The sequence below is a fragment of the Undibacterium sp. SXout20W genome (assembly GCF_049340285.1).
Lineage (GTDB): Bacteria > Pseudomonadota > Gammaproteobacteria > Burkholderiales > Burkholderiaceae_D > Undibacterium.
Window position 1 is genome coordinate 1 of sequence record NZ_JBMPPH010000126.1, and the last position, 442, is coordinate 442.

Annotated in this window: 1 protein-coding gene; it reads right to left on the reverse strand. The window is 56.6% G+C overall.

The features are described from left to right. On the reverse strand, positions 1–442 hold a 442-nt coding region (locus ACO0K1_RS20305; RefSeq protein WP_423029028.1), incomplete at both ends, for a helix-turn-helix domain-containing protein.

Genomic DNA, 442 nt, shown 5'->3' on the forward strand with positions numbered 1-442 from the left:
AGCCCCTTCACATCTGCCGGCAGCCAGGTAATATCCCAAGCCCACAGACGATTCGGTTCGGTCGCACAGTGGCTTGTAACAACTCTGGTACTCGGTTTGCTTGCGCGTCCCCGGTGATGCTGCTGCTCCTCGGCTTTCAATATCCGGTAAATGGTCGACTCAGACGCCAAATACTCACCGCGATCCGCCAGAGTCGGCACCATCTGGCTTGGCGGGCTGCTGGCAAATTCAGTGCTATTGGCCACCACAAGAATCTGCTGCCGCTCCTCGTCGCTCAGTTTGTTAGCCGGTGCCGCACGTTGACAACCTTTGCGCCCATCTACAATTCCATGACCACCTTCACGTGTCCAGCGCTGGTAGCTGCGCAGGCTGATGTCAAGCATGGCACAGGCTGCCGCGCGTCTACTACCACTGCTAACGGCGTCTTCAATTAATACTATGA